Origin of the sequence: Methylobacterium sp. 285MFTsu5.1, assembly GCF_000383455.1 — a bacterium.
In the GTDB taxonomy this organism is placed as follows: domain Bacteria; phylum Pseudomonadota; class Alphaproteobacteria; order Rhizobiales; family Beijerinckiaceae; genus Methylobacterium.
The window spans coordinates 580,966-599,630 of sequence record NZ_KB911270.1; the positions used below are offsets into that span (position 1 = coordinate 580,966).

Consider the following 18,665-nt stretch of genomic DNA (forward strand, 5'->3'; position numbering starts at 1 on the left):
CTCCGTCTCGTCAGCGCGCGCAGGACGCCCGATGCCGTGTAGCGGTTCGCTTCTGCTTCCAGCTTGGCGAAAGCCAGCTTCGAGGTTCGGTCGATGGCCACAAACAGGTCAAGTTTGCCTTCTTCTGTCCTGACCTCGGCGATATCGATGTGCATGTAGCCGTGGGATGATCGTCGAAGCGCTTCTTCTTGGGCTTGTCGCCTTCCTTCTGGTAGGCGACTGATGCCGTGCCGCTCCAGGCAGCGGTGCAGCGACGAGCGGGTCAGGTGCGGGATCGTGGGCTGTAGGCCGTAGAGGCAGTCGTCCAGCGGCAGCAGGGTGTGCCGGCGGAAGGCGACGATGATGACCTCCTCCGCTGGGGTCAGAACCGTCGAACGGGGCTGCTTCGACCCCATAGCGGCATCACCTGTCGTCTGCCGCGTTCGCCACTTCTGGACTGTCGGCGGGGCATCTCTCGCAGCATGACGATCGACCGTACCACCACACCGCGGGATCAAACATCGAGGGTCTTGCCTGTAGCGGCCGAGCCATCGATGCTGCGCCGCAGCGGATGGCCTACGACGGGAGCGACCCTTGGAAACGATCGGCCGTGACCTGCGGGAGATGCAGCGCATACCCCTCGCTGCATCGCATGTCGCCGCATTGCGGGCGATCGGGGCCGAGAAGCACTACTCCGCAGGCGCCTTTCTCGTTCGTGCCGGTGAGCCAGCCGATCGCTTCGTGTATGTCGAGGCCGGCGAGATCGAAGTCGTGAATCCCTTTACGGACGAGCGCCATCTCCCATCCACCCTCGGTCCGACCCAGTTCATGGGCGAAATCTCGTTCCTGAACGGCGGCGTTTGGTCGATGCCCATGCGGGCGAGCGCAGATACGGTCGTCACCGAGGTGCCGCGCCCCGAGATGCTGCGACTGATGTCCGAGATTCCGGAGATGTCGGACATCATCATCACAGTCCTCGCCGCACGGCGGCGGCGGCAGCTCGACTCGCACGACGGCACGCTCGTGCTCATCGGCGAGGACGACGACCGGAGCGTACGGCGGATCGCCGAGTTCGCGAGCCGCAACCGGCTTCCCTACAGGACCTATCCGTTGGGCAGCCCGGAGGCGGCAAGCGTCGCAACGGCCTGCTCGATCTCGGCAAACCGACCGGCGGTCATCTTCGGCCGGGACGTGGTCGTGACCGAGCCGACGCCCGCCAAGGTCGCGCGGCTGCTCGGCCTCGACTACAACCTCGTCGACGACGAGGCCTTCGACGTCCTCATCGTGGGCGGCGGGCCGGCCGGGGTGGCAGCGGGCGTCTATGCGGGTGCGGAGGGGCTGCGCGCGTTGGTCATCGAGGATGTGGCGATCGGCGGTCAGGCCGGCACATCGAGCCGGATCGAGAACTACATGGGCTTCCCGACCGGGATCTCGGGCGCCGACCTCGTCTGGCGCGGCGAGATCCAGGCGATGAAGTTTGGCACTCGCTTCGCGATGCCGCGACGGGTGGCGAAGTTGGAGCGGCTCGAGGACGGATCGTTCTGTGCGACGTTTGACAACGGCCGGCGCGTTCGGGGACAGGCCGTCGTCGTCGCGACCGGCGTCCAGTACCGAAGGTTGCCGATCGACCGCCTCGAAGCGTTCGAGGGCGCCGGCATCTACTACGCTGCGACGGAGATCGAGGCGCGCTACTGCCGGAATGCCGAGGCAATCATTATTGGCGGCGGCAACTCGGCGGGCCAAGCTGCGATGTATCTCAGCCGCTCAGCGCGGCACGTTCGCCTCCTGGTGCGCGGGCAATCGCTCGCCACCTCCATGTCGAGGTACCTGTCGAGCCGGCTCGAGGCAGACCCGGCGATCACGATCGAGTACGGGGCCGAAGTCACCGACCTGCACGGCGACGACCATCTCGACGCGGTCACGATCCGCACCGGCGCCGACGGAGCGACGCGCAGGATCTCGACCTGCGCCGTGTTCGTCATGGTGGGCGCCGCCCCCAATACCGGCTGGCTCTCGGGGCTCGTCGAGCTCGATGGCCACGGCTTCGTCCTGACCGGAGACGCGATCGGCGCGCATTCGCCTTACGCGACGTCGCATCCGGGAATCTTCGCGGTCGGCGACGTCCGCGCCAGCTCCGTCAAGCGGGTCGCAGCCTCGGTCGGCGAGGGATCGGTCGTCATCTCCAAGGTGTGGGAGCACGTTCGGTCGTAGAGTTCGCCGCCCGGGACGCACACGATCGGAGCGCCGGATCGACGAACGGCCGTTTCTGGGAAGCTCTGCTGACTATCTGCCAGACTGTTTCGGGTGGCTTATTGCCCGCCTGCTTCCGACCGGCGGATGTCCCGAAGCGGACATCTCCACGGGGACCACTCACGCCCTCGCCGCACCTTCGAACAGCTTGTCCCAAGGTGTCGGGGATGGGAGCATACCACCGAGGAATGCCAGGAAAGCCTTCACGTTTGGATCGCCGCGTCGGCTCTCCGGCCACAGCGCCGTGAACACAGAGCGCTCAGTGGCGAAGCTCTGCAGGACCGGCACTAACGCGCCCCGCTCGACCTAGTGACCGGCCAGGTCACCACCACGACGCGCTCTTCTGAACGTCCAAGATGGGTGGATCTGAAACGGCCCGCTTTCGACTGGCATAGACATGGAAGCAGACGTGCCGCGACATTTCTTGATACGCGAGCCCATTGGCAGATCATTTAGCGGGCAGGGCCAGAAATTCATTCAAAAATTGACAAGCGGATCTTTTCTCAAAGCCGTCCAATAAGTAGAAGACGTGCGGTCTTCGATGGTCAAATTCGGGAACGTCATCGCGAAACGGCAACCACCCTTTTCCGACGTGCGAACACTCACGCTTGCGGCGTGAATCTTGGCGATGGCGGCGACCAGGCTGAGGCCAAGGCCGTTGCCGGGGGTCTGGCGGGACATCTCGGCGCGGTAGAAGCGGCGGAAGACCTTCTCGTGCTCGCTCGCCGGCAGGCCTGGGCCGGTATCTTCCACGGCCACCTCGATCGCTTGGCCGGTCCAGGCGACCCCGACCCGGACGGTCCCTCTGGGGGGCGTGAACTTCACGGCGTTGTCGATGAGGTTCGACAGGGCCTCGAAGCAGAGGTCCCGGTCGCCGTGGACGGTGAAAGGCCCCACCGCCGACAGGACGAGCCGGACGCCCCTCTCTTCAGCCTCGGGCTCGAAGAAGTCGACCGCCGCAGCGGCGACCTCCCCGAGATCGACCGGCGCGAAGGCGGTCCGGCGGCCCTCCTCCATCGCGCCGATCCGAAGCACGGCCGTCACCATCGCGAGTGTCTGGTCGATCCAGGCGAGGCCCTGATCGATCGCCTCGTGCAATTCCGCCACCGTTCGCGCCTGCGCCCGGCTGCGTTCCAGCCGGGCCCGCAGGCGGGTCAACGGCGTCCGCAGGTCGTGGGCGACGGCATCGCCGACGCTGCGGACTTCGCCCATCAGTTGCTCGATCTCGTCGAGCATGCGGTTCACGTTGGCGGCAAGGCGGTCGAACTCATCGCCCCGGCCTCCGACCGGCAGGCGCTTGCCGAGGTTGCCGCGCATCACCTCGGCGAGCGCCACCTCGGTGGCGGCGAACCGCCTGCGGCCCCGGCGGGCGAGGACGAGGCCGCCGATCCCGGAGAGCGCCAGCATCGGCAGTAGCCCGAGGCCGAGCGCCCGCAGCGTCGTGACCCGCACCCGGTCGATGTCGTCGGTGTCGTGGGCGATCACCACCGTGCCGCCGCCGGGCAGCGCCAGGGCCGCGGCCCAGATCTCGTCGGCAAGGCTGCGGCCCCCGACCTCCACCGTGGCGTTCACCCGGTAGGCATCCCCGTCCCGCGGCAGCCCCTTCGGCATCGCATCGAGGTTACCCGCGCGCCGGACGCCGTCCGGAGCGAAGTCGCCGCCATAGTGCCGGGCATGCGGGTCCATGGCGGTCCAGGTGTCGACCCGCAACGCCGTGGCGGCGGGGTCGGCCGCGGCCGCGCGGACTTCCAGCCGCAGGGTCTCGGCGAGTTCCTCCCGCAGGTAGGAGGCCGTCTGCCAGTAGATGAAGGCGAACATCGTCAGGGCGAGAAGCACCGACCACAGGGCGATCCCCACCGCCCACCGCAGGGTGGTCGAGCGCAGGAGGTCAGTCATCGGGCGTGAGGGTGAAACCGACGCCGCGGACGTTCTGGATCAGGGGCGCCTCCCCGGCCGCCTCAAGCTTGCGGCGCAGGCGGCCGAGATGGACGTCGATGAGGTTCGATTTCGGAGTAAAGCGGTAGTTCCAGACCTCCTCGAACAGCATCGCCCGTGTGACGATCCGACCGGGCGCGCGCATCAGATAGGCGAGGAGCTTGAGTTCCCGAGGCAGGAGGTCGAGGTCGCGCGCGCCGCGCCGGCCCGTCCCGGCGATGAGGTCGATCTCCAGGCTTCCGACCCGCAGCAGCGTCTCGCGGGTGTCGACCGGGCGGCGGAGCAGCGCCTCGATCCGTGCGGCGAGTTCGCCGAGCGCGAAGGGCTTGGCGAGGTAGTCGTCGCCACCGGCCCGGAGGCCGCGGATGCGCTCGTCGACGTCGCCGAGCGCGCTGAGGACGAGGGCCGGTGTCCGGTCCCCATCCCGGCGCAGGTCCTGCAGCACGCCGAGCCCGTCCTGGCCGGGCAGCATCCGGTCGAGGATGATCGCGTCCCAGCCGCCCTGCCGCGCCGAGCGAGCGCCGTCCGGCCCGGTCGCGGCCCAGGCGACCTCGTGGCCGCGCCCGCGCAGGTCGTCGCGCACGTCCCCGGCCGTGTCCCCGTCATCCTCGATCAGCAGCAGCCTCGCCACGTGAACCCGGTCCTCCCGCGTTGCCAGTGTGTCGCATGTCGGCCCTGCGGTCTGCGCGAGGAAGCAACTGTGAACCAGAATTTAGTGGCGCCCCATCGGCTTCGTCCAACTTATTAGAATGACTCTAGCGCGCACCTCGGGCCCTGTTCGGCTGGGCGCGATCCTCAGCGGGCTCTTCCGATGTTGTTCCTGCTACGCCGCTTCCCCGCATCCGCCGCGATCCCCCACCGCTGAGGGAGTCCACACATGCCCCGGAAGCGGCGGCCCCGCCGCCTCATCAACCGTTACGCCCAGAGCCGGCTCTACGACGTCAAGACCCGCACCTATGTCTCCGTCGAGCAACTGCGGGAATGGCGTGGCGAGGGCTTCGAGGTTGTGATCCGCGAGGTCGAGACCGGGCGCTTCGTCAGCGACGAGGTGCTCCCCACCGGCTTCGACGCATGAACCTCATCCGCGGAGCGTCCGGCCCGACCGGTCGGCAAGCTGCCTGTCCATGTCGCTGAACACCGAAGCGTCCGCGCGCCCCGCGGAGGTCTCCGAGGCATCCGAGACCGATGGCTTCGGGCGCGGGGATGCCTCCGCGCCGGCTCCGATTGTGAGCCGGAGCCGCGCGCCGCGAGCGCTGCTCATCCTGGCGGTGCTGGCCGCCGTGGCCTTCGCGGGCTGGACCTATCGCGGCCCACTCCTCGCCGGCCTTGGCCTCGCCCCGCCCGCGGTCCCCGAGGCGAAGGCGGACCGTTCCGACGACGCACCGGCGAACCCCGATCTCGTCACCCTCGACGGGGCGGGGCAGACGCGGATCGGCTTGGCCTTCGGCACGGCGGAGACCCGCCGGATCGTGCTCCCGGTGCGGGCGCCGGGCACCGTCGCCTTCGACGAGCGGCGGGTGACGCATCTCAAGCCGCGCACGCAGGGACGTGTACTGAGCCTCGCCGTCCAGCCCGGGGACCGGGTGACGGCGGGGCAGACGCTCGCGACCCTCGATGCCGCCGGCCTCCTCGACGCCCGCAACGGGCTTCAGGCGGCTGAAGCCGCCCTCGGTGAGGCGCGGGCCTCCGAGGCGGTGGCGGCGCTCCAGGTGAAGCGTGGGCTGGAGCAGCTGAAATTCGGGGGCGTGGCGCAAGCCGAGGTCGAGCGGCGGCAGGTCGATCTCGCCAAGGCACAGGCTGCGGTGAAGTCTGCGCAGGCGAACGCGGAGATGTACCGGGCGCAGTACCAGCGCCTCGCACCGGCCGAGGGCGCCGCGCCGGGCACCAGCGCCGTGGTCACGCCGATTGCCGGCGTGGTGACGAGCGTCGGCATCACCCTGGGCGAGGTCGTCGATACCGGGCGCGACGCCTTCACGGTGGCCGATCCCACCCGTGTCGTCGTGCTGGCGAACCTCTACGGGGCCGACATCTCCCGGGTGAAGGCCGGGGATGCGATCTCGGTGGAGAGCCCGGTGCCCGGCCATCCGCCCTTCGAGGGCCATGTCCGCTCGGTCAACGCCGCCCTCGATCCGGCGACGAACACGGCGCCGGCGCGGATCGAACTCGACAACCCGCAGGATCTCCTGCGCGCCAACCTTTTCGTCTCGGTGACGGTCGGGGCTGATCTCGGTCGCGACGGCGTGACCATCCCGGCGGCGGCCGTGCAGCAGACGGACACCGGCCCCATCGCCTTCGTGCGCACGGCCCCGGACAGGTTCGAGCGGCGGGCCCTGACGCTGGGCATCCAGCGCACCGACTGGGTGGAGGTGCGCCGAGGCGTGGCGGCGGGTGAGAGTGTTGCGACCGCGGGCAGCTTCGGCCTGAAGGCCATCCTGCTGCGCAGCCTTCTCGGCTCGACGGATTGAGCGCCGGCGATGAAGAGCTGGTTCGCCATCCTGGTCCGCCGCCGCTTCCTCGTGCTGATGATCGCGCTGGCCGCGGCGGCGGGCGGAGCCGCTAACCTCGAAGGTCTCTCGATCGACGCGGTGCCGGACATCTCGCCGAAGCAGGTGATGATCCTCACCCTGTCGCCGGGGCTCGGCCCCCTGGAGGTCGAGCGGCTCGTCACCTTTCCTGTCGAGAACGCGATGGCCGGCGCGCCGGGGCTCTCCAACGTCCGCTCGACGTCCCGGGCCGGCGTCTCGGCGGTCTACGTCACCTTCGACGAATCCGTGTCGGTCACAGCGGCGCGGGCGGAGGTATTCCAGCGCCTGCCCCAGGCCAAGAGCCTGATGCCCGCCGGAGTCGGCGATCCGCAGATGGGTCCGATGGCGACCGGGCTCGGCGAGATCTACCAGTTCGAGCTGCGCGGGCCCGCCTACACGCCGATGCAGCTCAAGCGCATCCTGCAATGGACCATCGCGCCGAAGCTGAAGCTCACCCCCGGAATCGCCGACGTGAACATCTACGGCGGCCAGATGCCGACCGAGGAGGTCCGCGTCTCGGCGGACGCGCTGCGCCGCTACGGCGTGACGCTGGTCCAGGTCTACACGGCGCTCGCCGAGAACAACGCCGCCCGGGGCGGCGCCTACATCGAGCACAACGACCAGCAGGAGACGATCCGCGGCCTCGGCCTCGCCAAGGGCCCGGAGGACATCGCGAACATCGTCGTCGCGACGGGCCCCGGCGGCGTGCCGGTGACGCTCGGCACGCTGGGCACGGTGCAGGAGGCCCCCAAGGTCCGGCTCGGCGCCGTCACCCACGACGCGGAAGGCGAGACCGTCGTCGGCATCGCGATGATGCGCTACGGCGAGAATGCCAGCGCCGTGGTCGCGGAGGTGAAGAAGACGATCGCCGCCCTGCGCCAGCAACTGCCGCCGGGGGTCGAGATCGTCCCGTTCTACGACCGCAGCGCGCTGGTGGACCGAACCATCCGCACGGTGGAGCACAACCTCCTCGAGGGGGCGGTGCTGGTGATCGTGGTGCTGCTCCTGCTGCTCGGCAACCTGCGCGCAGGGCTGATCGTCGCCGCCGCGATCCCGCTCTCGATGCTGATGGCGTTTGCCGGGATGCGGCTGCTCGGCCTGTCGGGCAACCTGATGAGCCTCGGGGCGATCGATTTCGGGCTGATCGTCGACGGCGCGGTGGTGATGATCGAGAACGTGCTCCGCGCCCGGGGCGAGCACCCGGACCGCCCGGCCCACGACGTGATCCGCGACGCCGCCGCCGAGGTGGCCCGCCCGGTGATCTTCGCGGTGGCGATCATCATCATCGTGTACGTCCCGATCCTCGCGCTGGAAGGCGTGGCCGGCAAGATGTTCGCCCCGATGGCGCTCACGGTGATCCTGGCGCTCGCCTCGTCGCTCGTCGTCACCCTGATCCTGATGCCGGCGCTCGCGGCGCTCTTTCTCGCCGGGCGCGGTGTCAATGAGCGCGAGACGCGTCTCGTCCACGCGGTGCGGGGTGTCTACACGCCGGTGCTGCGCTGGGCCGAGCGGCACGCGTTCGCCACCGTGCTCACGACGGTCGCCCTGTTCGCCGGCTCCTGCGCGATGGCCACGCGGCTCGGGGGCGAGTTCCTGCCGAAGCTGTCGGAGGGCTCGATCGTCATCACCTCCGAGAAGCTGCCCGGCATCGCGCTGAACGCCTCGCTCGCCACCGTGACCCGCATCGAGCGGGTGCTGAAATCCTTCCCCGAGGTGAAGCGGATCGTCTCCCTCACCGGCAGCGCCGAGATCCCGACCGACCCGATGGGCGTCGAATCGACCGACAGCTTCATCACCCTGACCGACCCCTCGACCTGGAGGACCGCCGACAGCCAGGAAGGGCTCGTCGCGGCCTTCGACAAGCGCCTCCGGGAGGAGGTGCCGGGCGTCGCCTACAGCTTCTCGCAGCCGATCCAGATGCGGATGGACGACCTCTTGGAGGGCGTGCGCGGCGACGTCGCGATCAACCTCTACGGCGACGACCTGAAGGTCCTGAGGGACACGGCCGATTCCATCGTGCGGGTGGTCTCAGGCATTCAGGGCGCGGCGGACGTGAAGGCCGAGGCGCAGGCCGGGATGCCGGCGCTCTCGATCCGGGTCGACCGGGTCAGGGCCGCCCGCTACGGGATCAACGTCTCGGACGTGCTCGACGTGGTCGAGAGCATCGGCGGGCGCACCGCCGGCATGGTCTACGGCGACGACAATTCCATCACCGACATCGTGGTCCGGCTCGACCCGGCTGACCGCAGCGACATCGAGCGCATCCGCGCCCTGCCGGTGGGGCGGCCGGGCAAGGAGACCGGTCCCGCCATGACGGTGCCGCTCGCGATGGTGGCCTCGGTGGAGGTCACCTCCGGCCCGGCCCAGATCAGCCGCGAGCGGCTGCAGCGGCGGATCTCGATCCAGGCCAACGTCCGCGGCCGCGACGTGCAGAGCTTCGTGGACGCCGCGCAGAAGGCCGTGTCCGATCAGGTCAAGCTGCCGCCCCGCTACGCGCTGCAATGGAGCGGCCAGTACCAGAACCTGCAGGAGGCTACCGCCCGCCTCTCGGTGGTGGTGCCGGCGGCGCTGGCGGGGATCCTCGTCCTCCTCGTCGTGATGTTCGGCGACATCCGCCGCGCCGGGCTGATCTTCCTCAACGTGCCGATGGCCGCGACGGGGGGCATCCTTGCCCTCTCTGTGCGCGACATGCCGTTCTCGATCTCGGCGGCGATCGGCTTCATCGCGACCTTCGGCATCGCGATCCTGAACGGCGTGGTGCTGACGAGCACCATCCGCGACCTCGAGGCTTCCGGCCTCGACCCGCGGGAGGCGGCCACCCGGGCGGCCGAGAGGCGCCTGCGCCCGGTGATGATGACGGCCCTTGTCGCAGCGCTCGGCTTCCTGCCGATGGCGCTCTCGACCAGCGCGGGTGCGGAAGTGCAGCGCCCGCTCGCCTCAGTGGTGATCGGCGGCCTGATCACCGCGACGCTGCTGACGCTCGTCGTTCTTCCCGCCGTCTATCCGGTGATCGCGACGTTGCGCCTGCCCTTCGGCAGGGTGGGCAAGCGACGGCATTCGAAGCCCCGCCAGCGGATGCAGCAGGGGACCGGTCGATGAGCGCACTCACGGCGACGGCTGCGTTCGCCGGGGGGCGAGAGTACCGACGTTGCTCGCGACATAAACTGCTCGAGTTCAAGAGTTCGCGGCGTTGAACTGCTTCGAACAGGGAATCTCAGGTACAGTCGCCGCCGACTTCGATGGCTACCGACCGTGCGCGGCCGGTCGCAGATGACCGCCTTGAGCGAAAGCTTGGCCGCGATCCGGGCGGCCGGCATGGGTCGCCAGCGGAACGTCCGCATATGCCCCCATCTTCATAGCCTCGGCTCGGGTGTCTCCTTGACCTGACCGGTATTTTGGACCGAGCCGATTGCGAGGCTACTGCATGCCGGCGGCCACGGGGAGCCGGGAGGCCAGATCTAGGAAGCTGACAGGCGCAGGTGGCCGATAGCCAATCGACGAATGCGGTCGGACGCGGCTGTAGGTAGATTGCCATCGACCAATCACGATCTGCGCCTCCTTCAGCGAGTAGAAGATCTCTTGGCGCAGGCACTCGTCGCGCAGCCTACCGTTGAAGCTCTCACAGTACACGTTCTCCCACGGCGAGCCGGGTGCGATGTACTGAATCTGTGGCCCCGTCTTGGCGACCCACTGGCGCAGCGCCTTCGAGATCATCTCGGGGCCGTTATCGCGGCGGATGTGCTCCGGGATGCTGTGCAGGCACATCGCATCGGCCAGCGTCTCGATCACACCTACGCTGTTGATGCGTCGGGCCACCTTCAGCGCCAAGCATGTCCGACTGTGCTCGTCGATCAGCGTCAGGACGCGCAAGCTGCGCCCGTCATGTGTCTGCGCCTGCACGAAGTCGAAGCTCCCCACATGGCCGCGGCGGAGCGGCCGTAGTTGCACGCATGAGCCGTCGGTCAGCCAGATACGGCTGCGCGGCCGGTGCTCCCGGGGGACCTTCAGCCCCTCGCGAGGCCAGATGCCCTCGTCCTGAGGTTCTCGAAGGATGAACCCGATCCTTGCCCACCGGCCAGCCGTCTGCCTGCAGCAGCGCGGTGACACGGCGGTATCTGTCGCGCCGTACTCGGACGCCAGGGCCATGATGGCGCGGGTCAGCGCATCCGCGTCGGCCAGCAGTGTGGGCACGTAGCGTGGACACGTAGCGCTGCGTGCCCCGGTGCAGGCCGACGATCCGGCAGGCGTGACGTTCGCAAGAGGCCGTACTTCTCCCGGATGCCATCGACCGCCTGCCGGAGCCGCTCGGGGGCTACAAGTTTCCCGAGGCGACGTCCGCCAGTACCTGCTTTTCCAAAGACAGGTCCGCCACGAGCCGCCGTAACCGAGCGTTCTCGCGCTCCAACTGCTTCATTTTCCTGGCCTGGTCGACTTGGAGGCCGCCGTACTCCTTGCGCCAGCGGTCGTAGCTCTGCTCAGAGATCTCCGCCTCCTCGCACGCCAGCGCCAAGCTTTTGCCTTGTGCCGTCTGCACCTCGATCTGGCGCAGCTTCAGCACGACCTGCTCCCCGCTCGTCTTCTGACCTCGCCGCATGTCCGACGCCTTCGGTCCTGGCTGATCCTCTCAATCAGCCCGGTCCAAAGCCAGCCGGTCAGGTCACGAGACACCACCCATACTCGATGTGAGAAGATACTGGCCGACGCGCTCGGCGAGCATCTCGCGCTCGCCTATCAGCGTACCATCGGCAGTCGCGAGCCAAAACTCGCCGAGGTCGGCCTCTGACCAACTTGGCTACGCCGGCCCGGCCGATCGCGCGGAGCAGTACTCGGCGTTCTTCTGGGGCAAGATCGAGCCGGTCATCGGGATGCGACTCGCCCTCTCACGCTGACTGTCGGTGGGCGGATCTGAACTCCCAATCACTATAGTCATGTGTCCGGCAGCGAGCATGACCGCTGCCGCATGGGTCCTCGCCCCGGCTGCGCTATCAGAATGACTCTCGAAGAAATCGGCCTTGGTGATGATAGCGAGCAACGGGTTCGCCCTCGCGCGCGGGCACATCGTCCATCTACATCCGGTACAAGCCGTTTCGAAATGTAGGGCGCAACGTGGGCCGGCTACTGCAACCCCGTCAGAAGACTCAGTTAAATCAACGATTAAATTCAAGTACGTGGCGGAGAGGGGGGGATTCCGCCGTATGATCCAGAATTCCGTTCTGCGGCAATGACTTAGGCGATCCGCCTCGTCAACGTGTGTACCACCACAATGGCCTGCGGGATGCGTCTCGGCAAGCGCTGGAAGCCCGCCTCAACGCAAGCTTCTGGGGACGGCTGAAACGGTGGAGCGCTTATCGGCGGATGGATCCTGGCGGTCCCCGGACCGATCATCGGCTCGCGTTGACTCACGGGTTCGTGAGGCTGTAGCTGGGCCGTGACGGTTCCCCTTCGGGGGATCAAAAGGGAACGCGGTGAGGGTGACAGCCCGATGCCGTGGCTGCCCCCGCAACTGTAAGCGGCGAGCCCTTCACCACCATGTCACTGGGTCACCCCGGGAAGACGGTGCGAGGGCGATGACCCGCGAGCCAGGAGACCTGCCGTCAGCCGTGGTCACACGCGAAACGCGTCGGGCGGGGTGTCCTGACGGGTGTCGAAGCGCTGCCTCGTGAGGCGGTGGCCCAGGCCTCGTTCGCGGTGACGTGCCACTGCCGTCCCGAGGTCCCAGGCCCGTGTCCCGTCCCGCTCCGCAATGGCGGCTTCGCGCATCCGTCGCATCGCTCGCGCTCGTCTCCCTTGGGTTGGCCCCAGCGACCGCCCAGGGCCTACGAGCTGACACCGCTCCGGCCTCGGTCGTACTCGACCCACTCTCGGTCGAGGGCAGCTACACCGCCGCCCCCACGTACCAGGTCAAAGATCTCTACAGCGGCACCAAGACGGTGACGCCGCGGCTCTCGCTGCCCCAGCAGGTTGACGTCGTGCCCCAGGAGGTCCTGCGGGACACCGCCGCCACCCGGGTCGAACGAGCGCTCGACTACGTCCCGGGCGTCAACAAGCAGAATAATTTCGGCGCCCAGAACCTCGCGCTCTACTCGGTGCGCGGCTTCGCTACCCAAGACATCTTCTTCAACGGCTTCAACATCGCCCGCGGCTACAACGGCGCGCCGGACACACAGAACGTGCAGTCCATCGAGGTGCTCAAAGGTCCGAGCGGGGCACTCTATGGACGCAGCGACCCGGGCGGCACCGTCAACATTCTGACCAAGCAGCCCGTGGCGCTGCCCTTCGTCGAGATGGGTACCCTGTTCGGGAGCTTCGGCACGGCGCGCACCACCGTCGACGCCGGCGGACCGCTGAACGAGGAGGGCACCGTCCTCTACCGGTTCAACGGCGCGCTCGCCCGGCAGGACAGCTTTCGCGATTTCGTCGACGGCGACCGTGTCCTGGTCGCGCCCGTGGTGAGTTGGCTGATTAGCCCAGACACCAAGCTCACCGTCGAGGCGCAGTACCTTCGCAACCGTCAGACCTTCGACCGCGGGACGGTCGCGGTGAACAACCGCCTGGGCCTCGTCCCGCGCTCGCGATTCTTTGGTGAGCCGGGCGACGACTCGGTGTCAGCAGCCGGGATCCTGCAGATCCGCCTGGATCACGCCTTCAATGCCGACTGGCAGCTCAGGGTTGCCGGCCACTTCAACACCGGCAGCCTGACCGGCCTGCAGACCGGCGCGACCGGCCTCCTCGACGACGGCCGCACCCTGCTGCGCGAGTTCCGCCGGCACGACTTCACCTGGGGCGTCGCCATCGGGCAGGCCGAGCTCGTCGGGCACTTCGATACCGGGCCGTTCGCGCACACAGTGCTGCTCGGCCTTGAGCACGAGCGCTACAACAGCACCGAGAACCTGCTGCGCTCGACGCCGCGGCTCGACCCGTTCGCCATCGACCTGTTCAACCCGGTCTACGGCCAGCCCAAGCCGCCCTTCACGCGGCGCTACAGCGCGAGCGAGAACGTCGGGAACACCGCCATCTACGTCCAGGATCAGATTGCGCTCAGCCCGGAATGGAAATTGCTCCTCGGCAACCGGACCGACTTCTACAACCAGACCTTCCGCGACAAAGTCGGCAACGAGCGCACGGAGCAGGACCGGACCGGCTTCTCGCCCCGCGCGGGTCTCGTCTACCAGCCGCTCTCCTTCCTCTCGTTCTACGGCAACGTGGCGGCCTCGTTCCGGCCCAATACCGGCTTCGACATCGCGACCCGACCCTTCGCCCCGGAGACCGGCTTCGGCTACGAGGCGGGCGTCAAGCTCGACCTCTTCACCGGCCTGAGCGTGACCGGCGCGGCCTTCCACATCGAGAAGGAGAACGTCCTCACGACCGACCCGCGGGACTTCTTCTTCCAGATCGCCGCCGGCGCGGTGCGCAGCCAGGGCTTCGACCTCAGCTTCGTCGGACAGGTGACGCCGGAGTTTCGGTTGATCGGGGGCTACGCCTTCATCGACGCCGCGGTGACCCGCGACGAGGTCCTGCGGGTCGGCTCGCCGCTACTCAACATCCCGCGCCACTCGGGCAGCCTGCTCGGCGTCTACGAGGTCCAGGCCGGTGACTGGAAGGGTTTCGGGCTCGGCGGAGGCGTCCGGGCCGTCGGCTCGCGTCTCGGGGACAGCGGCAACGAGCGGTTTCGGCTCCCCGGCTACGTGCTGACCGATGCCCTGGCCTACTACCGCTACGAGAACCTGCGCTTCGGGCTGAACGTCGATAACATCTTCGACGAGACCTACTACGAGCGCTCCTACAACGCCTTCTGGGTCGGCGTCGGCGAGCCTCGCCGGGTGACCATCAGCATGACGGCGCGGTTCTGATGGGCGTCCATCCGGGCACGCTGGACGCGGCGACCGAGGAATCGGCCAGGACCGGACGCATCGCCTCCATCGACGCCCTGCGCGGGCTGGTGATGGTGCTGATGCTTCTCGACCACCTGCGGGAAACCTGGTTCCTGCACGTGCCGGTCGCCGACCCGATGGATGCCAGGACCGCCCTGCCGGCCCTGTATCTCGCACGCCTCGCGGTCAGCCTGTGCGCGCCCATCTTCATCGTGCTGACGGGGGTGGCCGCGTACCTGTTCGGCACCCGGCACACGCTGGCGGAGACGCGCGCTTACCTCGTGAGGCGCGGGCTCGTCCTGATGGCGCTGGAGGTGTTCTACCTCTCGGAGCTGTACTGGGGGGTGGCCAGCCCGACGCTTTGGCTTCAGGTGATCTGGTGCATCGGCGTGTGCATGATCGTCCTGGCGGCGCTGGTCGGCCTGCCGCGCTCGTTTCTCATCGCGGTCGGGATGCTGCTCGTTTGCGGGCACAACCTCCTCGACCCGATCCACCTCCGGCCCGATGATCCCTTCTTCACCGTCTGGGCCATGCTGCACCAGCGCGACGTCATCGCGCTCCCGTTCGGTCTGGTGGCCAAGACGACCTACCCGGTGCTTCCCTGGATCGGGGTCATCGCGCTCGGCTATGCCATCGGTCCGTGGTTCCTGCCGGGCGTCGCCACAGGCACGCGCGAGCGCCGTTTGGCTGTCGTCGGCATCACGATGCTGGTCGCCTTCGCGCTGCTGCGCCTGGCGAACGACTATGGGGACAAGCCCTGGTTCGTTGTCGACGACAGCGTCCTGCGGACCGCGATGAGCGTCTTCGCGCTGACGAAGTATCCGCCCTCGCTGCTGTTCCTGCTTCTGACGCTCGGGCTCGGGGCGCTATTGCTCGTCGCGCTGGAGCGGATGGGCGACCGCCCGGTCGTCGCCGCGCTGGCGGTTTTCGGCGGTGCTCCGCTCTTCTTCTACCTGCTCCATCTGACCGTTCTCCGGTTGCTCTACCACGGCGCGTTCGCGATCTGGGGCGCGACCCAGGGCACCGTGTTTGGCGTCGGCAATTACGCGTGGGTCCTGGTGTGGTACGCGGCGCTGATCCCGCCCCTATACTTCCCGACCGCCTGGTTCTCGCGCCTCAAGGCGTCGCGACGCGACATTGCCTGGCTCAAGTACCTCTAGGGTCGAACCCATCGGCTTCGGTATACGACGGTCTGCTTGCGACCCAACACGGACATTGAACCGAGCGGGCCGATATATCGGAAGCAACCTTATGGAGGATGGCCGCTAGTACGTCCGGCCTTTGTCGATTTCTTCTTGAGCCTCGACCTGTGATGCGGCCTGGAAAGGCGTTCCTACGTTACCGTCAGCCTTATCGAACTCTCGTCGTTCCATAGCCTTGTTATTAGTCGGCCATGGCCCCGAGGCGATCCATTTGTTTGAAGAATTCAAACGTCCTTGTTGGTACGGATAAAACCACTCAAGTTCCGACCGATCCGAACTCATTGCGATCTCCTACTAGACGGTCGAGCGATCATCTGCGGAACGGAATACGCGTGCAAGGCCGCCACGACCCATAAACACCCATTGAGATTGCATCAGCGCGCGTTCCAGCTAGGTCCGCTGTCCACCTAACTCAGACTTGCACGTGCGTCCGAGATGTAGCCGTGCCTGGCGTCCCACCAAAGGCGGCCTAGACGGGGCGGTCTCGTTGGTGCCCCGCGGCCATCCATGCACGGGTTATCGAGGCGGCGACCGCCCCCCTCGAACGCCACACATCTGAACAACGTGTTTCCCAGCGTTGACGGATGGACGCATCGCAGCCTAGCTTGAGCGTGACGGTTCCCCTCGGGGATCAAAAGGGAACGCGGTGAGGCCACGCCCGTGAGGGCTCGGCCGATGCCGCGGCTGCCCCCGCAACTGTAAGCGGCGAGTCCTTCATCACGACGTCACTGGGCGGCCTCGCCCGGGAAGACGATGAGAGGGCGACGACCCGCGAGCCAGGAGACCTGCCGTCAGCCGTGGTCACACGCGGAGCTTGCCGGGCGGGGTGTCCTGGGAGGTGTCGCGGCGCCGTGGTTCCCTTGAGGACGCGACCGCCGAGGCCTCGTTCGCGGTGACGTGCCACAGCCGTCCCCCGAGGCCGTCCCGTGTCCTGTTCCACTCTCTACGCGCTCCACCGCGTGCTGGCGCTGTCCTGCGCCGCATCCGCCTTGTTCGCCGCCAGTCCCGCCCTTGCCCAGCAGGTCGCCGCGCCCTTCGCCGATGCCCCGGGAGGCGCGCAGGCCGCGGTCTCCCTGTCCGAGATCTCGGTGTCGGCCACCGGCGTGCCGACGCCGATCGCCAATACAGGATCGAGTGTCACCGTGCTCACCGACCGCCTCCTTCAGGAGCAACAGCGCCGGACGGTGCCGGATGCCCTGCAGCAGGTGCCCGGCCTCAACGTCGTGCAGACCGGCGGCGCCGGCGGCCAGACTTCAGTCTTCATCCGCGGCACCAACTCGAACCACGTGAAGGTCCAGATCGACGGCATCGACGTCAACGACCCCTCGACCCCGAACCGCGCCTTCGACTTCAGCCAGTTGCAGACCTACGACCTCTCGCGGATCGAGGTGCTCCGGGGGCCCCAGAGCGGCCTCTACGGTGCCGACGCCATCGGCGGCGTGATCTCCGTCGTGACCAAGCGCGGCGAGGGACCGGCCCGGGCGACGGCGACCGTCGAGGGCGGCTCGTTCGGCACCTTCAACCAGTTCGGCAACGTCTCGGGTTCGGAGGGGATCTTCGACTACTCGGTGTCGGTCGGCCACATCCGGCAATCCGCCGTCCAGGTCACCCCGTTCGAGCTGCTGCCCCGCGGCGTGCCGCTGCGGACCGCCTTCACCGACATCAAGACGGTCTCGACCAAGCTCGGCGCGCAACTCACCGACGAGTTCCGCCTCAACTACGTCCTTCGCTTCTCCGACAGCACTTATCTCGACCAGGCCGACGGCGGCTTCCCGTACGTGCCGCTGCCGTACCGGAACCTCAACGATCAGCAGCAGCTGATCATGAGGGGCGAGGCCGAGTGGACGCCGGTGCCGGGCTTCCACAACGTCTTCGGGGCGAACTACTCCAAGTTCGATCGCTTGTTCGCCGGCCCGCTGGATCCCCTCGCGCCGCCGACGCCGACGACCTACCTCGGCGAGCGAACCCGGTTCGATTATCGCGGCGACTGGCAGATCTCTCCCGACAATCTCGTCCTGTTCGGTGCCCAGCGCGAGGACGAGCGCTTCGAGACGACCGGAATCGACCGGTCCAACGGCAACACCGCCGGCTTCGCCGAGCTTCAGACGACGCCCTTCGCGGGGGCCGCGCTGGTCGCCAACATCCGCCACGACGCGAACGACCAATTCGGCGGCGCGACCACCTACCGGGTGGCGCCGAGCTACATCGTGCCCGGCACCGGAACCCGCCTAAAGGGCAGCGTCGGGACCGGCTTCAAACCGCCGACCCTGAGCCAGCTCTACCAGGACTACCCGGGCTTCCGCTTCTTCGGGAACCCGAACCTGCGACCGGAGGAGAGCTTCGGGTTCGACGGGGGCTTCGAGCAGCCGCTGTTCGACGGGTTCATGACGGTGGGGGCGACCTACTACGAGACCGACTTTAAGAACCTCATCCAGACGACCTTCCTCCCGACTTTCTCGACCAACGTGAACGTCGGCCGGGCGACCGCCTACGGCACCGAGAGCTTCGTCGCCCTGCGTTTCAACGAGTTCTGGAGTGGGCGGCTGGACTGGACCACCACGGTGACGAAGGATGAGATCGCCCACCAGGAACTGCTGCGCCGGCCACGCAACAAGGTCAGCGCGACCGCGATCTGGAACCTGATGCCGGGCCTGACCATGACCGGCACGCTCATCGTGCTGGGGTCGTTCGTGGACGGCAACCGGGACTTCTCCGTGCCGCGCCTGAGGGCTCCCGGCTTCACGCTGGTGAACCTGTCGGTCAACTACGCCTGGAGCGAGACCCTCACGGTTTTCGGGCGGATCGATAACCTGTTCGACCAGCGCTACCAGAACCCGACTGGCTTCCAGGGTCCGGGGCTCGCCGTCTATGGCGGCGTCCGCGTGACCTCGTTTTGAGGTCGC

At 67.8% G+C, this 18,665-nt stretch carries 9 protein-coding genes, 2 pseudogenes and 2 riboswitches; of the genes and pseudogenes, 7 read left to right on the forward strand and 4 right to left on the reverse strand.

The annotated features are described in order from the left end of the window. Positions 1-11: 11 nt before the first annotated feature. A pseudogene (locus tag H288_RS35540) lies at positions 12-497 on the reverse strand (IS481 family transposase); the annotation flags it as partial. A gap of 76 nt (positions 498-573) precedes the next feature. Here H288_RS35540 and H288_RS0102905 point away from each other — a divergent pair. Next, a complete protein-coding gene (locus tag H288_RS0102905) occupies positions 574-2,190 on the forward strand; it encodes an FAD-dependent oxidoreductase (protein ID WP_026604614.1) in 1,617 nt (538 codons plus the stop codon). A 516-nt stretch (positions 2,191-2,706) separates the two neighbouring features. On the opposite strand, the gene H288_RS0102910 is transcribed toward H288_RS0102905, so the two are convergent. Continuing rightward, positions 2,707-4,125, reverse strand: a complete 1,419-nt coding sequence (locus H288_RS0102910; RefSeq protein WP_020091095.1) for an ATP-binding protein — start codon at positions 4,123-4,125, stop codon at positions 2,707-2,709. Next, complete coding sequence (locus tag H288_RS0102915; protein ID WP_020091096.1) at positions 4,118-4,795, reverse strand: response regulator transcription factor; 678 nt, start codon at positions 4,793-4,795, stop codon at positions 4,118-4,120. Before H288_RS0102915 ends, H288_RS0102910 begins: the two co-directional genes overlap by 8 nt. A gap of 246 nt (positions 4,796-5,041) precedes the next feature. Between H288_RS0102915 and H288_RS0102920 the strand changes: the two genes are divergently transcribed. The 3 genes from H288_RS0102920 (at position 5,042) to H288_RS0102930 (ending at position 9,788) form a co-directional block, all read left to right on the forward strand. Beyond that, positions 5,042-5,239, forward strand: coding sequence for a polyhydroxyalkanoate synthesis regulator DNA-binding domain-containing protein (locus H288_RS0102920; protein WP_020091097.1), 198 nt, complete (start codon positions 5,042-5,044; stop codon positions 5,237-5,239). Between the two features lie 151 nt (positions 5,240-5,390). Continuing rightward, on the forward strand, positions 5,391-6,629 hold the full coding sequence (locus tag H288_RS0102925; protein ID WP_245274461.1) for an efflux RND transporter periplasmic adaptor subunit: 1,239 nt from the start codon (positions 5,391-5,393) through the stop codon (positions 6,627-6,629). Between the two features lie 9 nt (positions 6,630-6,638). Further along, entirely contained in the window at positions 6,639-9,788 is a 3,150-nt protein-coding gene (locus H288_RS0102930; protein ID WP_020091099.1) for a CusA/CzcA family heavy metal efflux RND transporter, read from the forward strand. A 318-nt stretch (positions 9,789-10,106) separates the two neighbouring features. Here the strand turns inward: H288_RS0102930 and H288_RS32055 are convergent. Further along, a pseudogene (locus tag H288_RS32055) lies at positions 10,107-11,283 on the reverse strand (IS3 family transposase). Between the two features lie 821 nt (positions 11,284-12,104). Further along, a riboswitch (cobalamin riboswitch) is annotated at positions 12,105-12,300 on the forward strand. A 181-nt stretch (positions 12,301-12,481) separates the two neighbouring features. Here H288_RS32055 and H288_RS0102950 point away from each other — a divergent pair. The 3 genes from H288_RS0102950 (at position 12,482) to H288_RS0102960 (ending at position 18,659) form a co-directional block, all read left to right on the forward strand. After that, positions 12,482-14,539 carry a TonB-dependent siderophore receptor gene (locus H288_RS0102950; protein WP_106735893.1) on the forward strand — a complete coding sequence of 686 codons (2,058 nt, stop codon included), beginning with the start codon at positions 12,482-12,484 and terminating at the stop codon, positions 14,537-14,539. Beyond that, positions 14,539-15,720 (forward strand): heparan-alpha-glucosaminide N-acetyltransferase domain-containing protein, encoded by a 1,182-nt coding sequence (locus H288_RS0102955; protein WP_020091103.1) that lies wholly within the window; start codon positions 14,539-14,541, stop codon positions 15,718-15,720. Before H288_RS0102950 ends, H288_RS0102955 begins: the two co-directional genes overlap by 1 nt. 640 nt (positions 15,721-16,360) lie before the next feature. Next, positions 16,361-16,570, forward strand: a riboswitch (cobalamin riboswitch). Between the two features lie 118 nt (positions 16,571-16,688). Then, entirely contained in the window at positions 16,689-18,659 is a 1,971-nt protein-coding gene (locus H288_RS0102960; RefSeq protein WP_020091104.1) for a TonB-dependent receptor, read from the forward strand. The last annotated feature ends 6 nt before the right edge of the window (positions 18,660-18,665 follow it).